At 42.5% G+C, this 26,627-nt stretch carries 22 protein-coding genes; 3 read left to right on the forward strand and 19 right to left on the reverse strand.

The features are described 5' to 3' along the window. Positions 1 to 2: 2 nt before the first annotated feature. The 6 genes from CSV73_RS12435 to rbsK form a co-directional block, all read right to left on the reverse strand. Positions 3 to 2,105 (reverse strand): methyl-accepting chemotaxis protein, encoded by a 2,103-nt coding sequence (locus tag CSV73_RS12435; RefSeq protein ID WP_099627750.1) that lies wholly within the window; start codon positions 2,103 to 2,105, stop codon positions 3 to 5. Between the two features lie 159 nt (positions 2,106 to 2,264). Further along, positions 2,265 to 3,386 (reverse strand): virulence factor, encoded by a 1,122-nt coding sequence (locus tag CSV73_RS12440; protein WP_099627751.1) that lies wholly within the window; start codon positions 3,384 to 3,386, stop codon positions 2,265 to 2,267. Between the two features lie 21 nt (positions 3,387 to 3,407). Beyond that, positions 3,408 to 5,288, reverse strand: coding sequence for an ABC-F family ATP-binding cassette domain-containing protein (locus tag CSV73_RS12445; protein WP_099627752.1), 1,881 nt, complete (start codon positions 5,286 to 5,288; stop codon positions 3,408 to 3,410). 831 nt (positions 5,289 to 6,119) lie between these two features. Further along, positions 6,120 to 7,742, reverse strand: a complete 1,623-nt coding sequence (locus CSV73_RS12455) for a M20/M25/M40 family metallo-hydrolase (RefSeq protein ID WP_099627754.1) — start codon at positions 7,740 to 7,742, stop codon at positions 6,120 to 6,122. A gap of 93 nt (positions 7,743 to 7,835) precedes the next feature. Continuing rightward, positions 7,836 to 8,360, reverse strand: coding sequence for a DinB family protein (locus CSV73_RS12460; RefSeq protein ID WP_099627755.1), 525 nt, complete (start codon positions 8,358 to 8,360; stop codon positions 7,836 to 7,838). 152 nt (positions 8,361 to 8,512) lie between these two features. Beyond that, positions 8,513 to 9,403 carry a ribokinase gene (gene rbsK / locus CSV73_RS12465; protein ID WP_099627756.1) on the reverse strand — a complete coding sequence of 297 codons (891 nt, stop codon included), beginning with the start codon at positions 9,401 to 9,403 and terminating at the stop codon, positions 8,513 to 8,515. Positions 9,404 to 9,578: 175 nt separating this feature from the next. Here rbsK and CSV73_RS12470 point away from each other — a divergent pair, with 175 nt between their 5' ends. After that, on the forward strand, positions 9,579 to 10,931 hold the full coding sequence (locus CSV73_RS12470) for a YjiH family protein (protein ID WP_099627757.1): 1,353 nt from the start codon (positions 9,579 to 9,581) through the stop codon (positions 10,929 to 10,931). Between the two features lie 24 nt (positions 10,932 to 10,955). Here CSV73_RS12470 and CSV73_RS12475 read toward each other — a convergent pair whose 3' ends face one another. The 10 genes from CSV73_RS12475 to CSV73_RS12520 all read right to left on the reverse strand — a co-directional run bounded on the left by CSV73_RS12475 (position 10,956) and on the right by CSV73_RS12520 (position 19,372). Continuing rightward, positions 10,956 to 11,318 carry a hypothetical protein gene (locus tag CSV73_RS12475; RefSeq protein WP_143560962.1) on the reverse strand — a complete coding sequence of 121 codons (363 nt, stop codon included), beginning with the start codon at positions 11,316 to 11,318 and terminating at the stop codon, positions 10,956 to 10,958. Between the two features lie 417 nt (positions 11,319 to 11,735). Further along, positions 11,736 to 12,065: an antibiotic biosynthesis monooxygenase gene (locus CSV73_RS12480; protein WP_233202895.1), complete on the reverse strand. Its 330-nt coding sequence runs from the start codon at positions 12,063 to 12,065 to the stop codon at positions 11,736 to 11,738. Further along, the gene (locus CSV73_RS12485; protein ID WP_085132888.1) at positions 12,065 to 12,484 is read right to left on the reverse strand and encodes an ankyrin repeat domain-containing protein; all 420 of its coding nucleotides are present in this window, start codon (positions 12,482 to 12,484) and stop codon (positions 12,065 to 12,067) included. The genes CSV73_RS12480 and CSV73_RS12485 overlap by 1 nt, the downstream gene beginning before the upstream one ends. Further along, positions 12,450 to 13,265 (reverse strand): ABC transporter ATP-binding protein, encoded by an 816-nt coding sequence (locus CSV73_RS12490; protein ID WP_085132887.1) that lies wholly within the window; start codon positions 13,263 to 13,265, stop codon positions 12,450 to 12,452. Before CSV73_RS12490 ends, CSV73_RS12485 begins: the two co-directional genes overlap by 35 nt. Next, positions 13,252 to 14,283 carry a FecCD family ABC transporter permease gene (locus CSV73_RS12495; RefSeq protein ID WP_369802594.1) on the reverse strand — a complete coding sequence of 344 codons (1,032 nt, stop codon included), beginning with the start codon at positions 14,281 to 14,283 and terminating at the stop codon, positions 13,252 to 13,254. Before CSV73_RS12495 ends, CSV73_RS12490 begins: the two co-directional genes overlap by 14 nt. 4 nt (positions 14,284 to 14,287) lie before the next feature. Continuing rightward, entirely contained in the window at positions 14,288 to 15,262 is a 975-nt protein-coding gene (locus tag CSV73_RS12500) for an ABC transporter substrate-binding protein (RefSeq protein ID WP_099627761.1), read from the reverse strand. A gap of 375 nt (positions 15,263 to 15,637) precedes the next feature. Then, a complete protein-coding gene (locus CSV73_RS12505) occupies positions 15,638 to 16,405 on the reverse strand; it encodes an ABC transporter permease (protein WP_085132885.1) in 768 nt (255 codons plus the stop codon). After that, on the reverse strand, positions 16,402 to 17,148 hold the full coding sequence (locus CSV73_RS12510; protein WP_099627762.1) for an ABC transporter ATP-binding protein: 747 nt from the start codon (positions 17,146 to 17,148) through the stop codon (positions 16,402 to 16,404). Before CSV73_RS12510 ends, CSV73_RS12505 begins: the two co-directional genes overlap by 4 nt. A gap of 23 nt (positions 17,149 to 17,171) precedes the next feature. Next, the gene (locus tag CSV73_RS12515) at positions 17,172 to 17,876 is read right to left on the reverse strand and encodes a CBS domain-containing protein (protein WP_099627763.1); all 705 of its coding nucleotides are present in this window, start codon (positions 17,874 to 17,876) and stop codon (positions 17,172 to 17,174) included. 137 nt (positions 17,877 to 18,013) lie between these two features. Then, the gene (locus tag CSV73_RS12520; protein ID WP_099627764.1) at positions 18,014 to 19,372 is read right to left on the reverse strand and encodes a trypsin-like peptidase domain-containing protein; all 1,359 of its coding nucleotides are present in this window, start codon (positions 19,370 to 19,372) and stop codon (positions 18,014 to 18,016) included. Positions 19,373 to 19,651: 279 nt separating this feature from the next. Here CSV73_RS12520 and CSV73_RS12525 point away from each other — a divergent pair, with 279 nt between their 5' ends. Next, a complete protein-coding gene (locus CSV73_RS12525; protein WP_099627765.1) occupies positions 19,652 to 19,936 on the forward strand; it encodes a hypothetical protein in 285 nt (94 codons plus the stop codon). 335 nt (positions 19,937 to 20,271) lie between these two features. On the opposite strand, the gene CSV73_RS12530 is transcribed toward CSV73_RS12525, so the two are convergent. Together CSV73_RS12530 and CSV73_RS12535 are read right to left on the reverse strand one after the other, a co-directional pair. Beyond that, complete coding sequence (locus CSV73_RS12530; protein ID WP_099627766.1) at positions 20,272 to 22,200, reverse strand: FUSC family protein; 1,929 nt, start codon at positions 22,198 to 22,200, stop codon at positions 20,272 to 20,274. Between the two features lie 309 nt (positions 22,201 to 22,509). Continuing rightward, positions 22,510 to 23,445 carry a carbohydrate kinase family protein gene (locus CSV73_RS12535; RefSeq protein ID WP_099627767.1) on the reverse strand — a complete coding sequence of 312 codons (936 nt, stop codon included), beginning with the start codon at positions 23,443 to 23,445 and terminating at the stop codon, positions 22,510 to 22,512. 190 nt (positions 23,446 to 23,635) lie between these two features. Between CSV73_RS12535 and CSV73_RS12540 the strand changes: the two genes are divergently transcribed. After that, the gene (locus CSV73_RS12540) at positions 23,636 to 24,544 is read left to right on the forward strand and encodes an NAD(P)/FAD-dependent oxidoreductase (protein WP_233202896.1); all 909 of its coding nucleotides are present in this window, start codon (positions 23,636 to 23,638) and stop codon (positions 24,542 to 24,544) included. A gap of 49 nt (positions 24,545 to 24,593) precedes the next feature. Here the strand turns inward: CSV73_RS12540 and CSV73_RS12545 are convergent, their stop codons facing one another. Then, entirely contained in the window at positions 24,594 to 26,267 is a 1,674-nt protein-coding gene (locus CSV73_RS12545; protein WP_233202898.1) for a glucosaminidase domain-containing protein, read from the reverse strand. Positions 26,268 to 26,627 lie beyond the last annotated feature (360 nt).

Consider the following 26,627-nt stretch of genomic DNA (forward strand, 5'->3'; position numbering starts at 1 on the left):
AATTACGATAATTTGAATCGATCAACTACACTTCGCAGTTCCCCGGCGATCTGATTCATTTGATTTGTAGAATCTGCTACTTGCTCCAATTCGCCTTGCTGTGCGGCAGCTGATGCACTCACTTGTTCAGATGAAGCAGCCGTCTGCTCGGAAATGGCAGAGACATTTTGGATGGCTAAAATGGCTTCGTCCTTATATTCCATCATTTCAGCAAGTTTTTCGGATAGTTCCGTAATCGATTGGCGAATTTGATCGATGATGCCTGCATTTTGTACAAACGACTCTTCTGTATCCGTAACGGACTGGTTTTGACCGTCCATTGACTTCATATTCAGTTCAATGACATCCACCGTCTGCTGTGATTCTGATAAAATTTCTTTCACGGTTTCTTGAATTACTTCAGTTTCTCTGCGGGATTGTTCCGCTAGCTGACGTACTTCATTCGCAACAACTGCAAATCCCTTACCGCTTTCACCCGCTCGAGCCGCTTCAATGCTCGCATTCAGCGCTAGAAGATTCGTGCTTGCAGTAATATCATGCAATGTTTGAATGACTTGATTAATAGATGAAATTTTAGTGGTCAATGTTTGGATTTGCAACTGTACTTTTTTATTCATTTCATTTGCTGTCGTATTATGAACACGTAGTTTTTTCACTTCCGTCATTCCATTTTCCGCAGAATTGGAAGCGTCTGTAGATAACTGATTCATGGTCATGAACATCGTGTGGATATGATCCATACGGTCCGCTAAATCAGAAATTCGTAGACTTGTTACTTCAGTATCTTCGGATTGTTTAGAAGCTCCTTGTGCGATTTCATCTGTCGCTACCGATACTTCCTGATTCGCAGCTACTAGCTCTTCGAAAGCATGTGTGACTTGCGAGGATGAATCGCTCAACTGACCTGAAGACAACTGCACGGTTTGTAACGCTGCATTCGTCTGACGCAACATATCGTTATAAGCAAGTGCTACTAATCCTATCTCATCATGGCGGATATTCTGTTCATCTACCATCATCGTCAAGTCACCTGCAGCAGCAGTTTGCATTGATTGTTGTAACGCTTTCAACGGTCTCAATTGACGATAAATGAAGATTGTAGATGCACTTGACATCAGCAACACGATGGCAATGGCAGATATGACCGTAATCCACAAAATAGTAGTAAACGTATCTAGAATTTCAGATTTTGGTGTAACCGTTTGTACTGACCATTTCTCATTGATTCCTTTTAAGTTAATAGGAGCGAATGCATTAAATGCTTCTTCATGCAGACTTTTAGAATCCACATACATACTCGCCAATTCACCTTGATCTAGGTCCACTTTAGCACTATTCCAATCAATTGCATCGGCCATATTACTAGTATTTAATTCCGGCTTCAAACTGTTCGCTGTGATATAACCAGCATCTGTAATGACAGACGCATAACCGCCTTTTGGTTGAATCGTCTTCACTACATCCGTCAAGAAATCTATAGATAAATCGGTGGTCAACAAACCAAAATAGTTTCCAGACGCATCTACCATAGGAACGGAAATAGTAGTCATGAGAATGGTTTTACCATTTGTTTCATACGAGTAAGGTTCTGTTAATATCGGACGGACTTCATTTTTGGGAACAGTATACCAACTATTCGCTGTAGAATCATCCATGCCACTTAATGGTTCTACATCAGTAGTATTGTCTTGCTTAAAGACGTATGGAATGAATTGCTGATTATCATCTAGCAAATTCTTCGGTATAACTTCCCCTTCAGCGAACGCGGACTGATTAATTACCGCCGCCATCCCGGTAGCGTCCTCATTTTTCTTCAAATTGCTTTTGATGATCCGGATAATTTCCTCCGGTTCCATATCGCCTGCTGCTTGTAATGTTTCCAATATGTGACTTGTTGTGCGTAACATTTCATTTGTTTCATTCAGTTTTGCACTAAGAACAAGTGAATTTTTATTTGCACTTTCCAACGCAAATTCCTCAGCATCTTTAATGCTTTGCTTATGTAACATGACGCTAGTAACGACTGAGTAGACCAAAAATAGTAATAAAAATAATGCGATAATTAGTCCCGAGAGTTTCATCGCAATACTTGCAGACTTCTTCACTTCATGAGCCCTCCTAGTAAATTGTGATCAGATCAATAGTATACCTTTAGTCCTTACTAAAAGTATACCTTTTTATCCGAAAGTCATAAAAAAAACCTTGTCGAGTAGACAAGGTTAAGGATTTGAGATACATAACGACTCTCACTGGGCTTTACTAAATTAGTTAGTTCTTTCGGTCATTTGACGCCAAATAGAGCCTTTTGCCTCTTCGCCTTCTTCAATTCTAGCGATCGCCATACGGACCTGCAGTTTCACTTCAAATTCGTTATCGTTTTCTGCTTCGTGCAGTGCGGGTAATGCTCGTTCTGTTCCAGATTCATAGAGGAACATAGCGGCACGCCAACGGACCAACTTGTTTTTGTCTTGTAATAAGCGAATAGCAGCAGATTCAAAACCAACATAGCCAAGGTCGCTCATACAGTCAGCAGCTGTACGGCGAACCGCCCAACTTTTATCTTCGAGTGCTTTTTCGATAAACGGAATGACTGTTTCATCCTCGATCATACCTAGGTACACGGTAGCCAATCTGCGGATGGACATTTTCTCGTCTTCAAGTGCTTGCGTAAGTACTGGATAATCTGAAACGTCAGGGTCTGGCATTTGATCCAATAAGCGGAAGCGCGTTTCCCATTCCGGAACAGTAAATTCCGCCAGTGTCACTTTCTCTCCACGAACTTTTGTTTCTTCGTCTGCCTTTTCTGCTTTTATCACAAGCTCATGCAAGCGTGTTTCAGGATACGCAGCTTCAAGTTCTTGTACAACTTGCTCGCCCACTTCCTGCAATTCTCCGTAGCGGATTCCGTAATCTACCCATTTGCGAAGTAAAATATAGTTTTCCACTTCGGAATGATGAACGGTTTCCATCGCTTGAATGAAACGTTCACTTAAGCCAAACCGGGATTCCTCATCACTATTGAACACTTTCACTTGCAACGGAATCTCTTTATACGTCTGTACATGCACGTAGACTTCACCGAAATGCTCGTCTATCTGTTGCTCTTCCGCTTGTTCTAGCGATTCGCCGTCTTCATTTAAAACAGAACGTACTTCGGCAAGAATAGATTCCCACGCAACGTTTCCAATTCTCTCTAATGCCATAAAATCTAGTACATGATAGATTCCTTTAATTCCTTGTATAGCTAAAAGAGAACGTACCGGCTCAGGTGCCTGTGCTCCATCTTTCTTCTTATAGTTATGGCTTGTTCCATCAGGTAAAGGGGTATCTAAAATAATTTTCATAGAATTTGGACTTGGTGTCGGTTCAATCGATTTGATTTTCAAGAAAAATCTCCTCCAATGTAATTAATCAGCTAAATCCTGTAAGTAAGCCCAGCGCTCGACCAGTTCTTCATATTGTTGATTCAGCGTTACTAGCTCTTCATCCAGTTGGCGTAGCTGATCGTAATCTGAGCCTGTAGTCGTCATCTGTTGTTCCGTTTCTGCTATTTTTTCTTCTAACTTTTCTATATCCGACTCAATCGTTTCATATTGCTTCTTTTCAGCGAATGTCATTTTCTTTTTTGGCGCTGTAATTTCTGAAGCCGGAGTAACAACCGCCACTTTAGCTTGTGGCTTCACTTCTTTTGTATTCTTTTCATCAAGGTAATCTGAATATAGACCAAGACGTACATCGATTTCACCCGAGCCATCAAGAATCCATAACTTACGTGAGATTCGATCCAAGAAGAAACGGTCATGGGAAATCGTCACGACTACACCAGCAAATGTATCAATGAACGATTCCAGAACGGACAACGTTTCGAGATCCAAGTCATTCGTCGGCTCATCCAACAGTAAGACATTTGGCTGTTCCATCAATAGCTTTAATAGATAGAGACGTTTGCGCTCTCCACCTGACAATTTCCCGATCGGTGTTCCATGTGCAGAAGACGGGAATAAAAATCGTTCTAACATTTGCGTGGCAGACAACCGTTCACCATTCCCCGCTTCAATGTCATTGGACGTCTCACGGATATATTCAATGATTCGTTGATTTTCCTTCATTGGTGGTAAATGTTGATGGAAATGAGCAATCTTTACGGTAGAGCCTATATCAACTTCACCCGAGTCCGGCATAGTCGTGCCATCTAGCATTTGAAGAAGTGTCGTCTTCCCTACACCATTCGGTCCGATAATCGCAATACGTTCTTTCGCCTGTAGAATAGCAGAAAAACCGTTCAATATCACTTTGTCGTCAAATTTTTTCGAAATATTGTTGATTTCCAATACTTTTTTACCTAGACGTGTCGTTTGTAAATCCATTTCAAAGTCTAGTGACTCATCAGTCTGCTTCACTTTCGCTTGAAGATCATCAAAGCGATCGATTCGAGCTTTCTGTTTCGTTGAACGCGCTTTTGCACCGCGACGAATCCATTTCAATTCACTACGGTAGCGATTACGATCTTTCTGATCCGAAGCAGCTGACATCTCTTCTCGCAGTGCTTTTGACTCCAAATAATCTGCATAATTTCCGGTATGCGAATAAAGCGTTTTATCCGCTAATTCGTAAATATGCGTAGCAACTTGATCCAAGAAGTACCGATCGTGTGTAACGAATAATACTGCCCCTTGAACATTTTGCAAGAAATCTTGTAACCATTGGATCGATGCAACATCCAGATGGTTCGTTGGCTCGTCCAGCAATAGTAAATCTGCTGGTTCGATCAGCACTTTAGCTAGTGCTACTCGTTTTAGCTGACCGCCCGACAGTTCACCTAGCTTTTTATCGAATGTTTCAATACCTAGCTTCATTAAAATCGTCCGCGCTAATGCATTCAAATCCCAGCCGCCTGTTTCATCCATTTCATTTTGATAATGGGAGTAACGTTCCTGGAACTCAGGATTTGAGGAATCTTCAGTTAGTTGCTGCAGGGCATGCTCATAATTGAGGTTTGTACGTATAACAGGTGCATCGCTTTCAAATACCGCCTCCATTACGGTTAAATCTGGATTCACAATCGGCTCTTGCGGTAAATAGGCTACACGGAATTTATTCGGATGATCCATTATAATCGTATCTGCACTTCCATGTCCGGCAAGAATAGATAATAACGTAGATTTACCGGTACCGTTAATACCGATCAGACCAATTTTATCTCCGCTCGTCAAATTAAAGCCAACGTCTTTAAAAAGGGTTTTATCTCCAACCGTTTTGGTTAATTTCTCTACTACTAAATGACTCATCCTGGCACATCCTATTCTTAAATTGCTTCTAGTCTTAGTATAGCCGAAATTCGAGTAAGTTGAAAACATGCACGTCTGTGTACTATGTATTGTTGTGTTTGGCGGGTAATAAAAGTGAGTTGAGCGTAGCGTGGGAAAGTTGTCTTTAATCGTCCAACTGCTGTCGGATTACGTTTCTGTAAAGCGTGCGTAATAAGCGGCGTTGGGTTGTAGTTTAGCTGGCAGTGTAAGTGGAGATTCCATTGCCCCCACTCCGGCGCTGGTTTTCCTTTTGTTAGAAACACAAATTAATTCATTTTCCCCACAATAGCGCGGGCACAACTGCGGGGTAGGCCGTGGCCATGAGACAACTGGCAGCCCCATCGCCAGCTGGCTCATGGCTGGAGGCAATCCCCCGCGTGCCTGCGCGGGTCTAGAAAGTGAACACTCGCTAACTTCAGAATCCAACAATAAGTCGAGCGACGTACCCAACAAAAAGTGAGAAAGAAATACATGTATCACAATGTCACTGTTTTTCTTTTTGTTAGAAACACAAACTAATTCATTTCCCCAAAGTAGCGCAGGCACAACTGCGGGGTAGGCCGTGGCCATGAGACAACTGGCAGCACCATCGCCAGCTGGCTCATGGCTGGAGGCAATCCCCCACGTGCCTGCGCGGGTCCAGAAAGTGAACACTCGCTACTTAAGTACCCAACAACCAGTCGAGCAACGACCACAACTAAAAGTGACAAAGACCCACAGCCGCATAGTTATTCTGCCTACCGCTTTTATAAGTCGGGTAACATACACTTCCCTACAACTACACCAATACCACGTAAACGTTAAGAAACCTCACCTAGACTTCGGCTGGTTCATGCCCGCAAGCTTCTTCACCAACTGCTCCAACAACACCGGCATCTCCCTGAACGCACTATCGATATGCAACCGCTCTGTCTTTTGATGCGCATCCTTACCAAACGGCCCCACATTTAACACCGGTGCAGTGAGCTTGCGCATATCCTCAAACGGAATAGAATACGTCTCACCATAGACCGGCGTATTCTCTGCAAACGCTTTCCAATGATCTTCTTCATCCTTATAATGCACATAACTTAAATCGCAAATTCCATTAAAATAATGTACCTGTTCAATTGTCAGATCAAACACTTGCGCACGCTCCTGCAAAAACTCAATCGATTCCTTTACAAGTGGATCTTCAGACGAGTTAACAGCTGGATAATAAGGGGGCGCATAGAATAGAACGGTCGCTGGCCCAAGTTCCTGACACTCCATCATTAATGTATCGACAATACGTATACATTGCTCGCGGTCATCCCATTCTTCTTGCAATAGCACTTCTTGTTTTAATCTGTTCACTTCGTTTTTTCCTAACTGATCTTCAGCGTACTTTAGCAACTCTTCAAATCGCAGTACACGAATATCTCCTAAAGGCACTGCCGATTCACGATCACACACTGCTTTATAATGTTCATCACACTGTGCCATCGCTTCTTTTGCTACTTGTTCAAATAAACACATGATTTCAGCGGCTGTCCGCTTGAATAAAAAAACATTATATAACGCAGCTGCCCGCTGTGGTGTTTGTGTAGAGTACTGCGTTTTCAAATCTTTCTGGTGCAGTGTGACTGGAAGAGGTGTTGATTCGTTCTGCTCTATTTCACGGAATAAAGGATTCCACTCCATCTTATGTGTCAAAAACGACGCCATATAATCTGCAGTAATCCCTTTTAACGGTTCGCCGACATGTGTTTCTTTCCCATAGAATAATGCGGCAGGCATAATCTTTCCAATTGTCCCCGAATAAATATATTCTTTCGTATCCGCAGGTCCTTGTGAAAATGAAGGCTCTCCGTTCAAGAATAATTTATAGCGGTGACCTTCCTGTTCTTGCAGACGTACAAGTTCCTTTACCGCAGCCCGCATCCCCGCTGAGTTCACTTCTTCATCCGGTACGGTACATAATAATAAATTAATAGGCCAATTCTCCATACTTGCTCGCTCGATCAACTGTATATGTAAAGCCAACCCCATCTTCATATCCATCGTACCTCGGCCGAATAGATATTTTCCAGATTCCAAGTCAAGACGTGCAGCTTCAGGCAACATGTCTTTATTTTCTAATAACTTCTTCGTCAGCTCTTCCGGATGGAAAGCGAGTGGTTCAAGTGCTCCATATTCATCTGTTTGTACAGTATCAAAATGACTGATCAACACAATGGTATCAGTGGCATCAGGATGTTCATAAAGAGCATGCACGACTTGCCGCCCGAGACCCGCATCATGAAGTGTAATATGGTCAGGATTCTCAGTGAAATATTCCAGTTCGCTCAACTTATTTTGCAGCTTCCAGGAAAAGAAACGCTCCCCTTCCGTCAACGAACGACTATCCCAACTTACTAGTTCACAAAGCAATGCACGTAGCTTTTCAGGGGTATCAAAACGGTATCGATTCATTCCAACTCCTCCTTCATGGATAGGTAAAGTATAGCTGATTTGCAGCAAGATGAGAAAAGAACTTGCACCATAGGAGGCAACAAGTTCTTTTTATTATTTAGACGTTGAAACTAGCTGTACACGAGCCGACTTCACTTGCTCCACTGCACGTTTCAACTGTCGTAGATGACGTTTTTCGTGGAGTCCTACGAAACGGAACCATTGAATTAACGGCACATTTCCAAAAATCGGATGCTTGAGCGATTTACAGCGAAGTTCTGTAATAGTGGCAGATTCATAGATATCCAACAAATAATTTCTAGATGCATGCAACTTCTCTTTCACTTCTGGAATTGAAAGATGCATATCTGTTGGTTGTGTATATTCCATGAAGTACGCCTTTACTAAAGGACTTGCCGATACACTGATCGGTTTTTTGAATACACGTAAACTCTCAGGATTTTTCAATTCTTGGGCGATGTTTGTAGCAACTCGACATTCCATTAAGGCTAAATGTTCTACAATCTGTTTGGGTGACCAGCCGCCATGTGATGGTGTTCCGTTAAATTCCTCATCTGTTAAGCCATCAATCAACTGCAAGATGCGTTTACGGACCTTGATGTTTTCTCCAAAAACCATCAACATCTACCTCCATTTCTTCCTCGTAATCCACTCTATTGCCATAGCATACGCCTTTTGTTCAGAGATTTAAAGGGGGAACGGCTAGATTTTTAGTAAAGCTCGTCAGCGGTGACAGACCAGTGCCAATCAGGCTTGATATAAAAGGATTTCTACTTATTTTCATTCGCAAGATTTTCTACTTTTTTTACTACTTCTAGCATAGTCGGCATACCGCCTTGTGCACCAAATTTGCCTACCGATAATGAAGCCGCCACATTGGCGAACTCAACGGCAGACTGTAAATCACTCCCTTGCACTAGTCGGCTGGCGAGCGCTCCGTTAAATGTATCCCCTGCACCTGTCGTATCCACAACTTGCGCAGGCACACCCGGCACAAAGACGATTCCCTCGTGATCGTGATAACAAACACCGTCTTTTCCAAGTGTCACGAGCAGTTGATTCGGATAGTTTGTCACCGTTTCTTCTATTGAAATACCGAAGAGTTGTGCACACTCGGTTTCATTGGGTGTCAGATAACGAACATATGGCATGTATTCCATTTGAAAGCTCGTGGAAGGCGCCGGATCCATTATGATAGGCACTTCTAAGTCTTTACACAGCTTGAGCACATACCACACAGTATCTACAGGAAGTTCCAGTTGCATCATCACCAATTGACTAGCTCCAATAATCGATTTCAATTCCTTCATCCGTTCTAGACTGAGCGCATGGTTCGCTCCTGGTATGGAAATGATTCGGTTATCCCCTTCCGTCAATAAAATAACGGCTACGCCAGAAGGGCCTTCTACTTGCGTGATATACGAAGTGTCCACTTGTTGCTTCCGCAAATTAGCCACAATCATTTCTCCGAATGAATCCGTGCCCGTCGTGCCAATTAACTGAACTTTATGGCCAAGTTTCGCACATGCTACAGCTTGATTCGCCCCCTTGCCACCAGGTGCCGTCTGAAAGTCCTTTCCTCTAACGGTCTCGCCTTGTAAAGGAAACGTATCAGCTTGTGCAATCAAATCCATATTCGCGCTGCCAATTACTGTAATCACGCCTACGCTCGCTTCCTTTCTTTTATCGATCATATACGTTCGAATATGCTATTTCCATATAGACTGCTTACTGACTGAAAAGTTACACTTTATGCTAAAGTATTTACATCGACTCGTTAAACAGTATAATGAATAAATATACATCAATTAGATTATGCGCAAGGAGAGAAATACCTTGAAAAAATATACAGCTAGCACTTGGCTAGTATTCTTAATTCCGTCTATACTCGGTGTTCTATTATTCATGATTCCACTACCATTTACGGCGGGCTGGAAAGTACCGATTGCCAAATTGGCGGATATATTGTCTGGCTCATTGGAACCGATTATTCCACAACTTATGATGTGCTTGATCATTGTGTCTGCACTCGGATCGGTGCTTTATCTATTCATCAAAAAAGATCCTAACAGACCTTCATTCTTTACAAATTTATTCAAAGTTACACCATTTTGGACGATTACCCGCATTGTAGGGGCAATCTTTGCCATTATGGTCGTCTATAAATTAGGTCCTGAAGCGATTTGGAGCGAGAATACAGGCGGATTGCTACTTGCAGGTGATGGACTCGTTTCCTTCCTGTTCAGTATCTTCTTCTTCGCCGGTCTGCTACTTCCTTTATTACTGAACTTCGGTTTGCTCGAATTCTTTGGTACGTTGATGGTGAAGATTATGCGACCATTATTTAAATTACCTGGACGCTCTTCTATTGATGCACTGGCTTCATGGATTGGAGACGGAACGATTGGTGTCTTACTTACAAGTAAACAATACGAAGAAGGCCACTATACACAGCGTGAAGCAGCCATTATTTCCACTACGTTCTCTGTTGTGTCGATTACCTTTACACTCGTCATCATTGACAAAGTCGGTCTCGGAAATTACTTCTTACCATTTTATGCGACCGTTCTGTTTACAGGATTGATCCTCGCCTTGATCATGCCGAGAATTTATCCATTACGTTCAATTAAGAATACGTATATTGACGATCGCGAATATTCCACTGAGAATGAAAAACTGCCTGCCGGAACAAGCGTAATCAAACTAGGACTTACTAGCGCTCTCGATACAGCTTCAAACCAACGCTCTGTTATGAAGACAGTTCGCGCAGGAATGCAAAACGTGCTCGACATGTGGTTCGGCGTCGCACCAGTAGTTATGGCTTTCGGAACAATCGCTTTAGTAATGGCTGAGTATACGAGTATATTCCGCATTTTAGGCAAGCCGTTTGAATATATCTTGAATTTCTTGCAGATTCCTGAGGCTGCAGAAGCCGCACAGACGATGGTCGTCGGATTCGCAGATATGTTCTTGCCTGTGATTTTAGCGGAAGGCGTTATTACATCGCCTATTACTCTATTTACGATTGCAGCCGTTTCCGTAATCCAGCTCATTTACATGTCCGAAGTTGGCGGCTTGATCTTAGGTACTAAAATTCCATTGAATATTTTCGACTTACTCATCATTTTCTTATTGCGTACAATTATTGCCTTACCAATCATTGCAGGTATTGCACATTTATTGTTTTAAGCAGAGTGAGAACCCGCTACTTCTTTATGAAGTGGCGGGTTTTTGTTTTGGATTGAGCGAATCGCGCGACCGATAGAGCGCTTCTCGACCAACATTGAGCGAATCGCGCGACCGATAGAGCGCTTCTCGACCAACATTGAGCGAATCGCGCGACCGATAGAGCGCTTCTCCACCAACATTGAGCGAATCACGCGACTGATAGAGCGCTTCTCCACCAACATTGAGCGGATCTTGCGACTGATAGAGCGCTTCTCCACCCACATTGAGCGAATCACGCGACTGATAGAGCGCTTCCCGGCCCACATTGAGCGAATCGCGCGACCGATAGAGCGCTTCTCCACCAACATTGAGCGGATCGCGCGACCGATAGAGCGCTTTTCCACCCACATTGAGCGAATCTCACAACCGATAGAGCGCTTCACGCCTCACATTGAGTGAATTACATAATTAATAAAGCACTTACCTAAAAAAATAGTTCATTTTCATCCCATTTCAACACAAAAAAACTACCCTCATTTAAGAGAGCAGCCAAATGAAACAGCTTGAAAGCAACCCTGCTGGAATGTCGTGAATGTCCGCAAGTAAAGGGAGGGTTGCGTTTGAGAATTAGCATGGCAAAGCAATGGTGGGCTTTTGTACGCTAATTACCAATAAATCGACGTGTACAGTTTGCTTTCAAGTGTTTACGCGATATACGGTGTGCTAACGGATTACCGAAAGCCTTCTATACAGTAGAAGCCTATTCCACTGTATAGAGCGCAATCGGGAAGCCAGCGACAAGTTTGTGCTTGCCGCTGTGTTGAATTACTCGGTTTCTGCTGGTAAGTGCTGAACTTTCACATCAAATGTCTTCACTTCATTGCCTACTATTGGACTCGGTTCTTTCGGTGCTTCAGTGTCGTGCGCTTTAGCATTTTCACGACTATGTAGCCATTTGTCGAAAAATTGACGGTCTTCCCATGTCGTACACACTTTTATTTCGTCATGATCCTCGCCCTCTTCATTCAACAATACTTCCATGCGAATGAAGCCTTCAAACGTGTGAACAGTTTTCGCTTTTGCAAAACGCGCGGTTACTTGCTCGCCTTTACCTTTTTCAAAAAATATTGTATTGATTGCGATTATTTTCTGCATCATATTACCTCCATTTGGATTGACTGTAAATATTCGAAGACGGGCACTGATTGTTCGCCACCGACTGCTGCATGGCGAAGTAACGGAATGCCGTGTGGACCTTTCAGTTCATCCCAGTTCGGGTACCATTTCAACAACGCTTTGACAATTTCAAGTTCACCGAGCATAGCAGCTGCGAATATATCCATACGTGCACCTTTTTTCAATAAATACTTCGCAATATCGTGATTGCCAGTATGCGCTGCAGCCCCGAGACCACTTTCCCAGTCATCGCCACCCCAGTTCATAACAGCATGTACTAAATCAGGCTCCAGTTCAATTAGCTTTTGTACTTTTTCAAAATCACCATGTGCTGCAATTAAATAGTCTCGTACCAACGCTTGGTCAATAGGTTGCTTCTTTTCTGCTTGCGTTCTCATAGCATTCACCCTTTTCTAATTTACTTGGTGTGAAAAAGCATTTTCCATTATTCATGAAAATCTCCGCGTCGATTTCGAAAATGGAATGGAACATTTCTTTGCAGAGAACACATTGTGGAATTCCGTCAAAACGTACATTACCATCTTTCAACACAATCAGGCGGTCGCTGTAACTTGCCGCTTGGTTGATATCATGGAGAACCATGATGACAGTCATTCCGTACATTTCATTTAATTCCATGACCAGTTCCATCACTTCCAATTGATGCGAAATGTCCAAATACGTAGTGGGTTCATCTAGCAATAATACTTTCGGCCGCTGAGCAATGGCCATCGCAATCCATGCACGCTGACGTTCGCCACCGGATAATGATTGCAACATGCGATTCTTGTACTTCTCCAACTTCGTCACACCGATTGCCCAATCAATAATCTCCTGATCTTCGCGACTTAACTTGCCATAGCCCGACCGGTGGGGATGACGACCGAATTCTACTAACTCGCCTACCGTGACATCAAGCTGATGGTCTTGCATTTGCGGAAGCATAGCTAAATTCCGTGCCACTTCTTGGGATTTCATTCGTTTCAATCGTTCGCCGTTCAACAGAACTTCACCGCTTCCTGGTGTGATCAGTCTAGAAATCAATCGCAGAAATGTCGACTTACCTGACCCATTTGGACCTAATAAACTGACGATTTCTCCTTGCTTAATATGCAAATCAATGGATGTTAATTCGAATGAATCCGAATGACGGTAGCTCAGTTCCTCAGTTATTAGCAAATGAATCCCTCCGTTTTTGAATGAGATATAAGAAGAACGGTCCGCCAAGGAATGATAGTAAAATTCCGACCGGCAGTTCGATTGGATTAAATAACGTACGGGCAATGGTGTCCGCTACTACGACTAACAATCCCCCACCGAGCGCGGAAGCCGGCAATAAAAACCGGTAATCCCCTCCTACTATTGAGCGCATGATATGTGGAACGACGAGACCAACGAAACCAATAAGTCCCGAAACACTAACAGCCATTCCAGCAAGTAGCGTACTTAACACGATAAGGAAAAATCGACTTCGCTCCACATTATGCCCGAGCAACTTCGCCACTTCGTCACCTAAACGCAATATTCGGATATGCTTGACCGAGAAGATGGCTAGCACGAAAGCAACAAGCACATAATAAATAATCATTTCAAACTGCACCCAGCCGACACCTGCGATTCCTCCAGCAAGCCAAGGCAACACCGCTTGCACGCGATCGCTGTACAAGAGCATCAATGCACTCATACATGCGCCAATTACCGCGTTAATGGCGACACCGACTAAAATGATGCGTAAAGGCGATGCCCCGCCTCTCCATGACAAGGCATAGATTACAACGGCTGTTGTGAGCGCTCCAAGAAATGCGGCAAGCGGTAAAAACATGATATAAGCTGGATAAATAATCATGATGATGGTGGCCGCAAGCCCTGCCCCTGATGAGACACCAATAATTCCGGGGTCAGCCAACGGGTTACGCATAACGCCCTGTAATATCGCACCCGCGACTGCGAGACTAACTCCCACAATCATGCCGACAAGCACACGCGGAAAGCGAAGTTCCCACACAATTCGCCGTTCCATCGTGTCATTTGCTACGAAGATCCCGTCCCAAATTTCCTGCAAAGAAAACGATACTGGACCAATCATTAAGCTCAAGACAGCTGCGATGAGGAGTAAACTGCCACTTACAACAAGGGTAATGACCCGTTTTGTGGCTAGTGGATGACGTTCTTTCTGCGTCTGTTCTTCCGTTGCAATCACGTTATTTAACCTGTCCTAAGCTATCTTTCATCACGTCAAGTGCTTCCACTACTTTTGTACCAGGATTCGTACCAAATAAGTGAGAAGGTAAGGCGATGACGTTTCCTGCCTTCACTGCATCTAAGTTTTTCCATGCCGGATTCTTCGACATTTCGCCTTCGAATGCCGCTTTGACCGCTTCCGGTTCACCATGAGTGATCAACATCACCATTTCAGGATTGCGTTCAATGATTTTCTCTACGCTTAAGCTTGCATACTGTGGGAATTTTTCTTCATTCGGGAAATCACTTGCAATATTTACTCCACCTGCCAGTTCAAGTAGATTACCTGATAATGAATTCGGAAGTGCCACCATGTATGTACCGGGTGCTCCGTACACTAATAATGTTTTCACAGCATCTGCTTTGTGCGCTGTGCTGTTTTCAATTTTTTCAGCGATAGTGTCTTGAATGGTTTTTGCTTCTTTTGCTTTATTAAATAGCTGGCTAAATAGTCCAATTGTATTTTGAATGTCTTCCACAGAGTTAGCTGCTGTGTAAACAATCTTCGTTCCTTGGCGCTCCATGTTCGCTTCATGTTGTTTGAAGCTTGGTGCCGCAATAATGAGTTCAGGATGTATTTCTGCAATCTTCTCAAAATTCGGCTGATGCGGATTCCCAATTTCAGCGATTCCTTCTAACTCTTTATTCGGTGGTCCTTGCACTGTTGGTCGTCCGTCTACTTCTATACCGAGCGCTAGTAGCATGTCGAGATCACCCGAACTTAGTGTTGCGACAGATTTTGGCGTTTCGTCGAATGTTAAAGTTTGGCCTGTCATGTCTGTCACTTCGATACTTGTATCAGTTGTTTTCTCTATCTCTTCTGCTTTTACTGTAGATGTATCTGTTTGATCTTCAGCTTTCTCTTTCTCCGCGCTACACGCACTGAGTACAAACAGTAACATCAGTACGCTTATCACGCCTGCTAACTTTTTCATCTCTCTTCATTCCCCCTCGAATACAATGAGAACGTTTCTCATTGAGTATTATCATAGTCGATAATGAGAATCATTGTCAAATAGATTTACCAGAATGAATACTTTGCACTAGTGCTAGACTGTTAAAACAGATGAGTTTTTTCTCTACGTATTATGTGTTATTCACAATCGGAAACTCAGATTAACAAGAGTTATTGAACGTCAAAAAAAGCCTCGCACCAATCTGGGGCAGGCATTCGTGGGAAGTCTTTGATTTTCTTATAACTACGCTTTTAGCTCATGCGAAAATAGTTCCGCAGATTCGTCATAGTATAGTTGTCCTTTATCATACAAAGCAGCGGCATTTCTCCACTTTCAAAAGCACTCAAAAAATAGTTACTTCGAGTGCTCTTGTCGTCGTTGAATCATTTGCATGCGTTCATTAAACAATGTTGGATAGGACAGTAAACCTAAACAAACACTCGTTAATGCAGCGGTTGTCAGCAATAGAAATATGACTAAGATTTGAAATTGGACAGCCTCTAAAGGGTCCGCCCCAGCGATGATTTGACCGCTCATCATACCTGGCAATTGCACGAGTCCGATCGTCTTTTGGCTTTCAATTGTTGGAATCATACTTGCCTGAATAGAGCGGATCAATTGCTTATGTATCGCTTGTTTTGGTGTGCCGCCAAGTGACAAGATCAGTTCACTTTCTGGGCGATGCGCTTCAACTTCCGACACGAAACGATTGAGAAATAAAATCGCAAGGACCATCGAGTTTCCGATCACCATACCTGTCAGTGAAATAATGTATTGCGCAGTAGCTGGAACAATCTTGAATCCAAGTAAGATACTTTGCGTCAACACTTCGAGCAACACAAAAGTCACGATCAGCTTCCACGTGATCCCTTTAATACCTTGCCCTTTTTTACGCGCATTTTGCACGGCTGCTCCAATCATCAAGACGACCATCAAGAAGATGAACAAATAACTTTCCGAATCAAAGACAAACTTCAGTACGAAACCGACCGCCACTAATTGCACAGTCGAACGAATCGTCGCGACAATTGTATCTTTCTCCAACTGCAATCCAAGTGTTTTGGATAGTACTAACGGTATCAACACAAATATCAGTGTTAGGAATAAGGCAGTGGTACTCATGAAAAGTCCCCTTTCAAAAAGCGATTGACCGCTGGGATATCTGAATCATCAAGTACAGATATTTCGCCGGCATCCACTAACTTCCCGTCCACCATAACCCATGCATACTGCCCCATTCGCTTCGCCTGCTCCAAGTTATGTGTAATCCAGATGACCGTAATGGCATGCTGCTGATGCAATGTACTAATTAAATCCTCCACTTCATTCAACGAAGACGGATCTAGGGCGGACGTGATTTCATCCATCAATAAAATCTTCGACTGATTCAATAATGTTCTAGCAATTGATACTTTCTGTCGCTGCCCACCCGACAGATTCTGACTGTCACGTTTTAGATGCTCACCTTCAAGACCGACTTGATCTAAAATATCCAACGCTTTTTCTTTACTTAACATCTTGCCTTGTAAACGCAGTGGCAGTGCCAAATTATCATAGACACTTCCAGCGATCATTGGTGAGTTTTGTAACACCATACCTGCTTGTCGACGGAGATCAATCGGCGACAATTCATGAATTGCTTGCCCTTGTATCGTAATTTCTCCGCTAGTTGGACTCAGCAGACCGTTGCACATTTTCAATAACGTCGTTTTCCCAGCCCCTGAAGGACCGACCAATACGGTAATTTGGTTTGTAGGGAAGGATCCGGTTATCGCATCGAGAATCTTCGTATCCTCTACTTCAAACGACACATTATGAAAATGAATCGCAGGCTCATATAATGATTTATTCTTTTCACTATCCATCCATTTCACCTTTTCCAAACACTTCATTCATCTATTTTCAATAAATCCAATGGCGTAATAATGCCAATGAGTTTTTCATCTTTACCACCTTGTTCGGTGATGAGCAATGCTTCCAGACGTTTTCCTGAAGCAATAGATTTTCTAAAAAAACCTTCTGCTTCATAAACCGACATGGAACTCTTGACGAAACGATAGGTTTTTCTTCTTTTCTCGTGATTATATACGTCTAATAATGTCGGTATTTCCCGGGAAATGCAATCTGTTTCCTGATCCGCCAGCCAATTCATAATGCCATCTGCAGTAATTAATCCGATGAATCGACCTTTTTTGTAAATGGGTAATTGATTGATTTTCCATTCTCTAACTAAACGCAGACCTGTGGCGAGTGATTCATCCGCTTGCACAATATGTACTTTGCCAGTGAATAAATCTTTGACTGTTACGGGGTTGGCTAATCGTTCTGCTATACTTTCTATCAGTTCTACAATTTCATCATGAGGTTCTGCTATAGCATAGTCAAACCCTGTCCGGTTATGCACAATCGCATTACGTAAACTACCGAATTCTCGCAGATCCTCTTCATAATGCGCAACCAACGCATGTTGTGATTTAGCTCTATCCATTTTCTTGGAGAATGATAAATGGTTTGGTAAATTCGTGATCTTCATTAACGATTTATCGATTCGGTTAAATGCAATGAGAAAACGCTCTGAATTTTTATGATCCATTACACATCGCCTCCTATTCTAGGAAAAGTATAGCATATTCCACTACCATTCAAGCCTGTAGACTTCATGAAATATTCCGCTTCTAAAGATACAAAAAAGCCGTTGCAGTGCCTCATTTAGGACACAGCAACAACTTTTTATTGATTGGAAATCTGTTTGATTTGATAATCACCATACTCATCATTCACCACTGTGTATAACTTTTTCTTTTCTAAAAATTGCACCGTTCCGTCTTCCTTCGTGAAATTCAATGTTTCATACGTATACACTTCAATCGATTGATTACTATAGACAATGTCAGTCACTGACGTATCGATGAACTCATAAAACTCACTTTTCACGGACAGGTCTTGTAAGAAATCGAGTAGTTCACTCTCCGCTGAACTTCCGGTTGCAATATAGGGTGCTATATACTCATAATCATTATAATCGATAGCCTCTTCATATTGGCTCCTGAAATCATGAATGAAATACTCTACCTGTTCATCCGCTACTTCCGTATCATCCACATACTCTTCCGGATCTGGCTCTTCTTCTGAATCGTCATACCCCTCATAGTCAAACGAGGTATCATCCGAATTTTGATACGACTCTGGTACATAATCATCGTAGACGTTGAATAACGCAGCCACCGCTTTATTGCTCATTGGCTCGTTAATCCAGTCGTCAACCTGTTTCTGCATACTATGCATCGGAATGGAAAATCCGAATACGGTATTGTCTTTATATAGTAAGGAGTTAATACCAATAACTTTGCCGGTAGTTGCATCGAGCAATGGACCGCCACTGCTGCCGTGATCGATTTGTGCATCAATTTGATAGATTTTTTCATAAATGAAGTCCATTTCCATGTCACGATTCAATCCGGTTAAATAGCCAATAGACGCTGTGTTCTCAAGACCTTTTGGACTCCCAAGCGCAATGACTTCCGTACCGATCGGCGTCTCTTTTGTCTCAGTCACAAATGGTTGCACATGTTTGTTCGCTTCTGATTTGATCAGCGCGATATCATAACGATCTGAAATTCCAATGACAGTACCAGCAAAATCCTTTCCTATCGAATTTCTTACCACTACATCGGTATAGCCTGCCACTACGTGTGCATTCGTTACTATATAGCCGCCTGCTTTGTAAAGAAAACCTGACCCCGAACCCTCTCTCGTATCAATCGTAAAAACACTCGGTAACGATTCTTGAATGAGTTCTGTTTTATCTTTAGCCTGCTTCTTTGTTTCATTCGCAACGGTAGGTGCCTTTTTAATCTTCAACTTCTTTTCAACTTGACTGTCCTCTTCTGTTTGAATGGAGGCAATCGTTTCTGTCGGCCAGCGAAAACTCCAATCTGTCGCATAGCCATAGCTAATCCCACCGATCCACAATGCCAAGATCATGGCGAAAATAGGTTTCGTATTGCGCGATTTGTGCATCGCTTTGCCACAACCCCCACAAAAGTTCGCTTCTTCTGTATGTTTATGACCACATTTCGGACAGTACATATAGTTCCCCCTCTTCCACTCCCCAATGGTTTCGAATGACTTTTCTCTCGATTATATCATATGGACTAATACAAAAGACACACTCTAAATAGCTTGATTCATTTATTTTTGAAGTATTTTCTAGTCCAACTAACCCTGCCGACATTGTAAATATGACTTTCAGTAAATTTCCTTTCAATATATATACACCAAACTATTCTTATTCATATATCCAATGAAGCGGCACAGTTCTCTAGCCAATTTTCACATACGCTAAAGAGAGAAGGAGGTGCATAAAATATGTCATCTAAAAGGTTTAGACCACACCATGATTATGACGTGCCGTACATTTCAAGACGAAAAGCACGATGTTATGATGAAAAGAAAATTGTTCATATACTTGTTGATTTGACAATGGGCGCGCCTGTAGAAATTACACTGAAGGATTCAAAGGATGTACAACATAACGGATACTACTTACAATTCGACAGAAAAATTCGCACAGTCCACTTTCAACCATTTGGTGATTCAGAAGTCCAGATGATTGATGTAGAGGATATTTGCACTATTAGATATGGCTCCTGAAATCATTACATCTAATTGAAGCGGATGAATCATCAGAACAAACTGTGCGGATATTGGGAGTGCAAAATGTGATTCAGGAATTTAATATTTGATTAGTGAGAAAAGCAGCTCACGCATATGCGGAGCTGCTTTTTTATATGTTAGTTAGTTTGTGTATGAGCGGTTGCTAGGTGCGATAGAGCGGATGAACATCGCCATAGAGCGCTCGTGAACCGCGATAGAGCGTTCAGAGGTCTGCATAGAGCGGTTACCGGACTTGATAGAGCGCTCACGGATCCCGATAGAGCGGTTGAGCCACTTGATAGATCAGTTAAACATGTACTTTGAGCACAGTCTTACATTCCATCATCCATCACGCTACGTGATCCTTTCAACTCTTTCATTACTTCCACTAACATACTCAACACCATTCGGTCTTCGATCCGTGGAGTGGCGTGAATCACTTCTTCCATTTCTGTGATAGCTTGCTCCATTTCACTTTCAGGAATTGTGCGTTGCAGAAGTACTTCTAAACCTGGAGTGATTGCAGGGATATTAGATTCACGCAAGCCATGCTGATGTAGCCAACCGTATAATTCGAACAATGTCGTAGCGGCGCGTCTCTGATGCTTGAGCCAAGTCATACTTTCTTTACTTTGCGCGCCTTGATTATTCAATTTCACACGATCTTCAATCATATTCGCAATCAACAGCAAGTTTTTGATGGCATGTTCATTTCCGCCACCCTTCACTTTCCTATCGACTTCAACTGTCATTTCAAAAATCGTATCTTCGTACATCTCCCGTAAATCGCGATTCGCATCTTCCAATTTATATGGCAAAATGAATTTATTGATCAGTAGCGCCAGAACTACTCCTGCTATGACAAATAAAACTCGTTCGAACGTCAGGACGTGCGTCGTGCCCGTTATTAGAGCTACCGAACCAATAGCGGAAAATGTCACAAGAATGGTGTTATAACGATAAGTCTTCACATAACTCATTAAATAACCTGAAAACATCAAGATGATAGATCTGGCGGTGTTGCTGTGGAATACCATGAATGATAATGTGACCGCCACCGAACCAACGATAGTGGCGAATATCCGGTCACGCATTTTTTTCTTGGATTGTTCATATAGCGGAATAATGACGGACATTAGCGTGAACATCATCCAGCGTCCTTCAGCCAAGTCGAAGAAGTCTGTAATGAAACCTGCTATCGAGATTCCGATTGCCATGCGGATCGCGTAGGATATTTTAATGGAATTTGTATGGCTTTTCTTCTCACTAATCGTCAGTTTTTGGAACTTTTTTGGAATCTGTTCCAGCCGCTTCACGACATTGGCTTGGCCTTTTTCTATTGAAGTCAACTCTTTCAAGTTTAACTGGAGGGATCCAATATGATTCAGCATGCCGAGCACAAATAATTTATGATTATGCTCTGCTTTATATTTCTTTAGCATCGTATCAAATGATTCTTCTAGAGCTGCCAGCGCTTCTTTGTCATGGATACTATCAGCAGCCAACTGGAGAGTTAGTATTACTTCTTCAAGTAGCTTTTGATCCAGTTCTTCTTCCGTTACATCATCAAGTAGAATATCGATCTTCTCCAACGCAACGGAGATATTCAGTTTCAGGCGACCTTCTTCTGTCAAATAGTAATTTTCTTCCCGTTTATCATAAATGATGCTTCTCAAACTGTTGATGTCGCTAGCAATTTGGGTAGTAATATCTTCTCGCGGTTCCCCAGTTTGCAGTAATCGAATCTTTTCAATAAGCGCGTTACAAATCAGCTGCACCTTTTTACTGCCGCTTTTCTGTACTTTATTTCGATTTGCAATCATCTGGACACCCATGATAGCCAGCGCACCAAAGACGAGAGAGCCTAATCGCATCGGCATAGCATCAGCCGCTACAGGCATAGCTAGAAGAAATAAATATTGAAGAGTAAAAGGTAAATAAAGAGGGTTTTTCAGATTGAATAATAACGAATAACTGATTACAAACATGGTGATCAAGTTAATCGGCACAGCCAACCACACGTTAAAGCCCGTTAAATATGCGGCGATTCCCATAAATACATTGAGGGCAATAAATTTCATCGTATTGCTGACTGGATGACTCGTTAAATCCCGTTCAAGCAACATCAGCATGGCAGTAATCGTCGAAACACCAATTAAAATATTTTCATTCCCGAACAAGGCACCAAAGCCTACAACAAATCCAATAATGAAAATAAATAAAATAGTATTGGAAATGATCAATTTCTTTGTCAGTTTCATGCATTCACTACTTTCATCAATTTATATCGTTAAGTACTTTAACATTAAAATGACTGCCAGTATATAAATATGCACAGTGTTTTCATATAAAAGTTCTATTACAGAAGTAACGGTTAACTTAGTATCCCACAATGAAAGTCGGTTCTATACAAAGTAGTTTATATCGCCATGTAGTCCTGTTGGAAAATGTGGATAGAGCGGTTATGGGTGGCGATAGAGCGGATAAACGAAGACATTGAGCGCTTATGGGTCACGATAGAGCGGATAAACGCACGTATTGAGCACAAAGGCAAAATCGAAATTGCATCATCACTCCAGTTCATTCGCATACGGCATTGCGGACAGCGCGCCGACTTTCATTGCGCATCGCGCCCCCATTTGATTGCCAAACTCGATATGTGCAAGCATTTCTTCGAGCGATTTCGGTTTGCCGTTCAGATGAAGTCCGCGAAGTACGCCTGCCAAGAAAGCATCCCCTGCTCCTGTTGTATCTACGGGCTCAATGGGCTCCACCGTTACATGATGCTGTGCCCCTTCGATGACTGCAAGAGTTCCTGCCTCGCCCATCGTCAACATGATGACAGGGATATTATAGGCGGCCAATTGATCTAGTGCCTTTTCTATATTTGATTCTTGCATAAGAAAAGTGAGTTCTTCTTCGGTAAGTTTTAGTAAGTCCGTTTGATCTAAAAAGGAAAGGATAGTATCACGGCATATCTCTTCGCTTTCCCAACGTAACGGCCGAATATTAGGATCTACTGAAAGATATAGATTATGTTCTTTTGCCAATTCGACAGCTCTTTTCGTTGTTGCCAAAGCTGTTGGCTGGAACATCGTACCCGAACATATATGTAAAATCGAAGCGTTTTGGAAAGCTTGTTCTTGTAAATCACTCGGTTGGACTTGCAGAGCAGGCGTATCGTCAATGTATTTCACAAATACTCGATCGTATTCTGGAGTCAAATGTACATAGACACGATTGACTTTCTTCTCTGGGGAACGAACAGCAAACGTTATATCGACACCTTCGTGACGTAGCTGATTTTCTGCAAATCTCGAATCCTCGTCTTCTCCAATTACGGTGATTAGTGAGGATTTAGCGCCTAGGCGTGAGACACCCACTGCTACATTGACTGTTGCTCCGCCAAGAAATGTGGAGAATTCGGTGTTCGTTTCATCTGTTGCGATATAATCTACGAAAATGTCTCCGTATATTAGGACATGCTTTTCTTGTCGTTTTTTCATGTACTCGACCTCCCAAGAAGTTTTCTTTCTATCGTATCATGGAACTAACTTAACTGTGATAATGTCCGAATAAAATGTTGATCCATACTTTCTATACTAATTAAGTTAATCTGCACACCCTACAGTTTACTTCAAGTGTTTCATGGGAAGTCCTATAACTAAAATGCAGTGAAAAGGGATGAAAATTGGAATGATCTATGAATGTGCAATCATTGGTGGCGGACCCGCTGGATTAAGTGCGGCTTTAGTACTTGGGAGGGCAAGACGAAATATTATTGTTTTTGATGACGATCAGGCTAGAAACCGTGTTTCCCGGGCATCTCATGGATTTTTAACACGTGACGGTATGCAACCTTCAGTATTACGACAGATGGGACGGGAGGAATTGACCCAGTATCCGTCTGTGGCATTTCATCATCAAAAAATTGTTTCAGTCGAACGTTTGGATAAATCGCATTATGAATTAATGACAGCAGACGGTAGGATGTTCCGCACGCAAAAAGTACTTCTTGCTGTCGGTTTACGTGATGAACAGCCTAACGTACCAAGTATTGAGCGCTTTTACGGTACATCCATTTTCAGTTGTCCGTATTGCGATGGCTGGGAATTACGAGATCGTTCATTGGCTGTATTTGCTGATAAAAATGTGTTTAAATTGGCGACTGAAGTTTATACATGGAGCCGAGATCTAATTGTATTTACCGGTGGAGAAGGTCAGCTGACGGTAGAGGAACAAAAGAAGTTGAATGCGAAAGGGATACAAATTGTCGATGATATCATTTCAGGACTTGAAGGCGAGGACGGCCAACTGCATAGAGTACGGCTTGAGGACGGTACATTGATAGACCGCGCAGGCGGATTTGCCTCTCCTCTTTGGAGTCATCCCAATCATTTCGCTCAAGATTTAGGTTGTGAGCGAAATAAATACGGTGGGATTATGACCGATGAATACGGACGGACAACCGTTTGGAATGTCTACGCAGCGGGAGACGTTTCACATATTGTGCCTTCACAGCTTCTAGTCGCCGCAGGAACCGGAAGCGCCGCAGCCATTGGGATTAATGGTGACTTGACGAAAGAATTTTTCAGTCGTGATTGAATAAAACTACCCCCTTACCGACAATTTAGGTAAGGGGGTGTTTCAGTGTTCATTGCCATTCCAACAGATCTACTAAATCGCCATGCACGTATACTGTGTCATATGGAGCCTTATCTGAACGAATTTTAATCCATGGTGCTTCAGGTAGTTGATCATCCAAAATAATGAGCGGCATGCCCATCTTGTGATATGTATAAATGATCGGCGTGCCCGGAGCTGATGAAGGTGTAGGACGTACATTCAAACTGGGCGGATTCGTCAATCCAATTTTCAGCTGGTTCGCCATTTCTTTCCCGCCCATCAAACGATCCATTCGATACAAATGACCTGCGATTTTTGATCCCCAGTACGGATCGGAAGCGTATTTGACGTTCATGCCAATAGCTTTATTTCCGAAGTTCGTACCGTTTGCATACATAGCACCTGGTGGTAGATAGTTTTTATTCAAGAAAGCATCGACTAGCTCTTGAATATTCTTACTGACTGAATCAAATTTTTGATTAGATGGATTATCATCTGTCACATACAAACCGAATAAGTTATTATTGTCCAACGCGCGCTTACTTAGACCGTACTGACTTTCATGTTGGGCTAACGCTAGAATATGCATCGCATTCACATGACTTTCTCGCTCAATACGTTTCAACTCCGCCCCTAACCCAATCAACTTACTTCTTGTCGTAGAATCTTTATAAGTTGAGGAATTAGGATTGTTAGTCTCAAGAATGCTTAGCTGATTCATAATATACGTATCCAACTCTTCAGCTGTATAGCGCGTCATGCTGCGCATCGGCAAGTACTGGAAGTATTGATGAGCCGTGCCAATCAAAGCCCCTGTTTCATTATGAAAATGACTGCCGTCCGTACTATAATACTTTACCCCTTCCTGCATGAAGCGCGGTGCAGCACCCATTTCATACGAAGCGAATGTCTTTGTCCTATGCGAGTAAATCAAGTGGTAAAGCGAATCTCTTAATACTTTGTAGTGTGTGCGATCCGATACGGTTTGACTCGGTAGCATCGTTGCGTTTTGTGGCTTGATATAGAAGTTTCTTCCCGCCAGCTCGACTTTTACAGAAGTGGCTGTCGAGTCAACATACACAAGTTCCGTGTCTGCTGGAACATAAGTTTCCTGACGTTTTAAGTCTTTATCGGCATACAAAATCGTCAATGAACTGCCGCCGTAAGCTACGGTCGAGATCAGCCCTTTAGGCATATGGATGATGTTGTTTTGTAACAGCACGACTTGATTGCTATTCATAAGGCTTGCCGCTGCTTCAAAACTTGGAAACCTTTCCACTATAGTGGTCGTGCCATTGGCTTGTACATTCGCCAAGTCATATGTGATTCCCGCTTTAATGGAAAACGTTTTAGTAACCGTTGCTTTTAATGGTTTGCCATCTGTATTATGCACAGCTTGCGTAATATGTAATGTGTAAGTTTCGCCACTACGATAATTTCCTGCTGGCGGTGCGATATGTACTTTCTTGTCGGAGTCTGAGTATGTTATTGCATTGTCCAGCGTTAATTCTTTGGAATCCTTGATATAAACCGAATTCTCGTTGATCGTGTTTATATTTACGGGTTTATTGAACGTGATAGTCCACTGCTTGTCCGGATTTTGATCAGGTGAATGATCTGGCCAAGTAGCGGCATCAGTTGATAGTGTCATCGTGAAGGTGATCAGAAAGACGATGACAGCTGTTGTAATGAGTTTTGTCATGGATTTCAAATCTAGTAGACTCCTTTTTGTGTTAATTATACAGGACTTTACTAGATTTTACATAAACAACTGAAAAGTAGTCGCATAGTTTCATGTTGCGTGGAGTGACGGATCAGTTGACGCTTTTAACGCGGGGATATGGGTGAAAAGTGTTTTTAGTAATGATATTTTTTCTTAAAGGCTCACTAATCTATTTAAGCGCTCTATTCATCTCGAGATTCGCTCTATTGCAGTCCGGAAACGCTCTATCTCACGCAGGATCCGCTCTATAGAGACGCCCGAAAGCTCTATTGCAGTCCACAACCGCTCTATGATACACGATATCCGCTCTATCTCACGCAGGATCCGCTCTATAGAGAC

The organism is Sporosarcina sp. P1 (assembly GCF_002743155.1).
GTDB classification, from domain to species: domain Bacteria; phylum Bacillota; class Bacilli; order Bacillales_A; family Planococcaceae; genus Sporosarcina; species Sporosarcina ureae_B.